At 30.2% G+C, this 5,634-nt stretch carries 4 protein-coding genes and 1 pseudogene; 2 read left to right on the forward strand and 3 right to left on the reverse strand.

Annotated features, from left to right (window positions below):
* Positions 1-548: 548 nt before the first annotated feature.
* The 3 genes from MAGTDC_RS02700 to MAGTDC_RS04840 are packed head-to-tail and all read right to left on the reverse strand — an operon-like array spanning position 549 to position 2,941.
* Positions 549-1,985 (reverse strand): electron transfer flavoprotein subunit alpha/FixB family protein, encoded by a 1,437-nt coding sequence (locus tag MAGTDC_RS02700; protein WP_146656936.1) that lies wholly within the window; start codon positions 1,983-1,985, stop codon positions 549-551.
* Between the two features lie 2 nt (positions 1,986-1,987).
* On the reverse strand, positions 1,988-2,728 hold the full coding sequence (locus MAGTDC_RS02705) for an adenine nucleotide alpha hydrolase family protein (protein WP_146656937.1): 741 nt from the start codon (positions 2,726-2,728) through the stop codon (positions 1,988-1,990).
* Between the two features lie 27 nt (positions 2,729-2,755).
* On the reverse strand, positions 2,756-2,941 hold the full coding sequence (locus tag MAGTDC_RS04840) for a hypothetical protein (protein WP_192573138.1): 186 nt from the start codon (positions 2,939-2,941) through the stop codon (positions 2,756-2,758).
* A gap of 240 nt (positions 2,942-3,181) precedes the next feature.
* Between MAGTDC_RS04840 and dnaK the strand changes: the two are divergent.
* Positions 3,182-4,990, forward strand: a pseudogene (gene dnaK / locus MAGTDC_RS02710) (molecular chaperone DnaK); the annotation flags it as partial.
* Between the two features lie 232 nt (positions 4,991-5,222).
* Positions 5,223-5,634: hypothetical protein (locus tag MAGTDC_RS02715; protein WP_192573139.1), on the forward strand; the 412-nt coding region annotated here is incomplete at its 3' end.

Here is a 5,634-nt window from a genome sequence, read left to right on the forward strand (position 1 = left end):
GATATTAATTTAATGAACAACGACCAAAAGAAAGAGTAAAAGCTAATAAATAAGAACATTTGATGTTGAAATCTCGAATATAAAATCGAAAAGTACTAAAAAAAATGTTAACCGATGTAAAATAAGTAAACATATTATTATGTTGTCAGATATGGATGGTGGATTATAATTTTGTTTCAATAGTTAATCCGACTATGGCAATAGCCTGTTGAAGATGTACGTTTGATGAACCTATTTAACTGATCCTGGATCTTGGTACCTACAGTTTAAACAAATTATAATTCGAATATACCAAACAAAAACAATAACGTTATATCTCCGTATATTTTAATAGATTTTTATAGATCTAACACATTCAACACCTAACATGTTGTAACCGAATTCCCATAGATTTCCTTTAACGGACTATATCCTATACTATAAAAAGGTTATGAGAAAAAAAACAAGAAAACGGTATAATTAGAAATATACTAACAGACATAAACATGTTGGCAACCAACGATGTGGATGGTGCGGGAGTGCCTAACCCGATCTCCCTTTATTTCTAACTAGTTTGTAGGCGGTTTAACTTCTTGTACATCAGATTTGGTTTGATTAGGTTCAGATTGAACAGGTTTTGATTGATTTTTGTTTAAATTTTGTATCAAGTTATTAATATCTACGTTTTTATTACTATCCAATCACTTCATTATTCCAGATATTACATCAAACATATCCATAGTTAACGAATAATCAGCCATCGACATAATAGCAGCATCTTTATCAGTATTAACAGCAACAATTGTTTTAGCATCTTTGACACCAATCATGTGATGATCTGATCCGGATATACCAAACGCAATGTAAAGTTTAGGAGCTATAGTTGAACCTGTACTTCCAATTTGAAATCCAACCGGTGCACATCCTAATTCAACAGCACCTCTGGTTGCTCCGATGGCAGCACCAAGTCTTAATGCCAATGGCTTCAGTCAAGTCATAAAGTTCTCTTCGGTACCAAAACTTCTACCTCCTGCTATAACTATATCTGCCTTTGATAAATCCGGTAACTCCTTATTAACCTCAAGTTTCGAATAAGATATCAATTCCAGTTGTTTTCTAATAGGAAAATTAATAATCTGATATCTAACGTTTGGTACAACTTCAATTGGTTTTACAACTTCGTTTGTTTCTTTCTTATTATCAGTACTCACCTCTTTTGGTTTATCCTCACATGGTTTTATCTCTGTTTCCTTTGAACTATCCTTATCAACAGTTATAATTGTTGGTCTTTGAGTTACAACGTCCGAACTAGTTCCTTCACATCGAACCACATCTTCTTTAACATTTTTGTTTTCATTGACATGTTTATCCTCTGAATTTAAGTTATCCTTTTGATTATCAACCTTTTTATCCTTACCATCTATAACATCCTTATTACTTTCAACGTTGTCAACGTTTTGATCCTTTACTTCTGTATTTGAAACTGGATTGGCATCACATTTCTTCTCTTCTGGTTGTTTTTTCTCTTCCATTCTTACATCAGGATCGACTATTAATGACAATTTAACAGATATTAACCAAGGTTTATCACATTTAAAGCCAACATGTTGGTTTACCATTCCAGCATTTGCCGTCCTAACAAAAATATTATCACCTAAAATATCATAAACATTAGAAATTACATAACGATTCACGGCTGCAGCTGCTCTACATATAACATTATGGTAACAAGTATCGGTATCAGCAACCGTTATATCATATTTTAATATCAGACCTGCAACAAGTAAAGCACAAGCACAACTGTTTCTATCAACATTAATAGGTATTTTGGTTGCTAACAAATAGATCTCATTTACCTTCTTTAAAGTCTTAGCACAAGCGTAATTACAATTAACAGTCAGTATTCCAATCTTTTCATAAGATTTAGATATAAAATTTATTAACTTCTGATCTTCCGAACTAAACCTGTTGTTCTTAGCCTCTAATATTATTAATGCACTCTTCATTGTTAACTAAACAACGTTGTCATTAGTGTATCGACATTATCTATAACCTTTACTTTTCTAATTTTTTTCGGTACAACATGATTAACAACAGAAATACATGAACACCGGGTTAAATCCAACTTATTTACTTCTTTTACACTTATTTGTTTGTTTACAGCTTTGGTCGGATTCAACGTAATAACAGATCTTTCTGATTTATCAAATTCACAAACCAACACGCATGGTAACTTAACAACAAAAGTCATGATTCTGTTCCGTAACTTACAACGTGCTGTTAATTGATCTGCTTTTTTATCGACTAATTCACAAACACAATAAAGTTGTCTTCAACCCAAGAACGTTGCTAACGCCGAACCAACAAATCCCGAATTATTATCTGAAGATGATTTACCTGTTAGAACCAAATCATATTTTTCAGTAACTAATAAACGTTTCAACATCTTGGCTTTTGTTAATCCATCAACAATTGACTCATCGTAATTATTAATCTTAACAAACACCACTTCATCAACACCCATATCCAAAGCATATCTAAGTAAATCACTATCAGATTCTTTCGATAAACAAATCACAGTAATTACTACAGAAGGATCTATTTCCTTGAATTTAATAACAGCAGATATATTTTTTTCATCAATCGGATCTATCATACGTTTTGCTGTTTTATAATTCAGTATTCCATTATCTACTTCTGGTTTAATTTCCGGATCATAAATGATTTTAACTGTTACAATAATCTTCATTTGTTTTATTATTTCTTAAATAGAATATTATATTATTTTAAATACTAAACTAAGTAATTCCAACGTCCAAACGCCAACATCCAAACGTTGTGTTACTGTTTTTTTTGATAAAGAATTTAATAATAAACCTTCAAACATCCATTCTTCGCTTCTATTAATTATATTTTTTGTTATTATATAGTTGTTCATTCTATTATATCTATGGGAATTCATAATTGGTTCTTTCCGCTAATTAGTAAATATATACTAACAAATTAAGGTTTTGAAATGAAACATTTATATCCAATAACAAACAAATACATATAGAATGTTGTAAAGTTACAACGGACCATTAAGTTATATATATCAGATCGTTGTGTATGTTTTTATTCAACTTTATCATAAGTATTTCTCCAGTATTTACCTTTCATTTGGTAATATAAAATTAATAATTAATCAATAACAAACATAATAATGTCAAAGATAATCGGTATTGATTTAGGTACAACAAATTCATGTGTTGCGATTACTGATGGTAAGGAAATAAAAGTTATAGAAAATCAAGAAGGTAACAGAACAACACCATCTGTTGTAGCAATTACACCTAATAATGAAAGATTGGTTGGATTAGCAGCAAGAAGACAAATCATTACTAATTCTAAAAATACATTCTATGCCATTAAAAGATTAATTGGTAGAAAATTCAATGATAACACCGTAACCAAACAAAAAAATCTATCAACATTTGAAATAGTAGAAGCTAATAATGGCGATGCATGGTTAGAGGCTAATGGTAAGCGATATTCGCCATCACAAATATCTGCTATTATCTTAATAAAAATGAAAGTAATAGCTGAAGAGTTTCTAAACGAAACAGTTGGCAAAGCGGTAATAACTGTGCCAGCATATTTCAATGATGCACAACGACAAGCGACAAAGGACGCCGGTAATATAGCAGGTTTAGATGTTCTTAGAATTATTAATGAACCAACAGCAGCTGCATTAGCATATGGATTAGATAAAAAAGATGTAAAATTAATAGTAGTTTATGATTTAGGTGGTGGAACTTTTGATGTTTCGATTTTAGAACTAGGAGATGGTATTTTTGAAGTAAAATCAACAAATGGTGATACATTTTTAGGTGGAGAAGACTTTGACTCCAAAATTTTATACTACATTGTAACCATGTTTAAAACAGAGACCGGTATTGACATTAGTAAAGATAAACTTGCTCTCCAACGAATAAAAGATGCTGCAGAAAAAGCCAAAATAGAATTATCATCTGTTACTAATACAGAAATAAGTCTACCTTTTATTACTGCTGATAAAAATGGTCCAAAACATTTAACATGTAACTTATCAAGATCAAAATTAGAAGAACTTGTTGATGATCTCGTTAAAAACACAATAAAACCATGTGAAACCGCTTTGGTTGATGCACATGAAACCTCCGAAACTATAAATGAAATAATATTAGTAGGTGGAATGACAAGGATGCCTAAAATCCAAAGAACTGTTAAAGATTTATTTGGTAAAGACCCAAACAAAAACGTCAATCCTGATGAAGTTGTTGCGATTGGTGCGGCTATCCAAGCTGGAGTACTACAAGGAGACATAAAAGATGTATTGTTATTAGATGTTACACCGTTGTCATTAGGAATTGAAACTTTAGGAGGTATATTTACAAGATTGATAGAAAAAAATACTACAATACCAACAAAAAGATCTCAAATATTCTCAACAGCCGAAGATAATCAATCTGCCGTTACCATAAAAGTCTACCAAGGTGAACGAGAAATGGCTTATAACAACAAAATGTTAGGACAATTTGATTTAGTTGGAATCGCTAAAGCTCAAAGAGGTATTCCTCAAATTGAGGTAACTTTTGACATTGATGTCAACGGAATAGTTCAAGTTTCAGCAAAAGATAAAACAACAGGTAAAGAACAACAGATTAAAATCAAAACCTCTGGTGGTTTAACAGAAAATGAAATTAATTCCATGATTAACGAAGCCAAAGAAAACGAAGACAACGACAAGAAGATCAAGGATGTTGCTGAAATCAGAAATCAAGCTGAAAGTTTAATTTATTCTACTAACAAATCTATGGAAGAGTTAGATACTAAACTATCAAATCAAGATAAATCCAACATTTTGGACAGTATAAATAATTTAAAAACCGAACTAACCACCAAAGAAGTAAACATTGAAAGATTAAGATCAATGATAAAACAACTAATGGAAAGATCTATGATATTAGGACAAACTATGTATAATACTAAAACTAATAACTAATGGATAAATTATATAAACTATTAGATATTACAAAATATTTGGATAACAAACAAATTAACAGAATAAATTATGAATCATACATGTTAAATCATCCAAATTTTATTACCATAACTAATTATAAACCAACATCCGTGTTTGAAAGTACAATTAAATCTGTAATGTTCCAAAAAAAAGAGTAAATCTAAGACCGCTCATGCCAAACCTTATAAAAGAAATAACCATGACCAATAAAACATCCGATAACATGTCTAATAATCTGATAATTCACAGGAAATTTAATAACTCAAATGACAGAAATATGTATTTAATACAAATTAATAACTCAAAACAAATAAGTGAGAAAAAAACTGTTAGAACTGAACATGAAATGGTTCTTGGATGTTGTAAACATAACACTAAACAACATGTTGTAACAGATTTAATCAATTATAGGGAACATGATATAATTTTAAGACCAAAAGGTATTACAACAAACATCCATGGCTATGTTGTTAAAATAAGAACACTAACAACAACTTTAGAAAATTTAAAACACAGTAATAAGAAATTATTAGTAATACAAGATGTTAAAATTGAATTAAATCTCTTAATAAAAGAAGAATTACTTAATTACCACAACAAAAGAAGCAATT

It is taken from the genome of Candidatus Hodgkinia cicadicola (assembly GCF_002774925.1).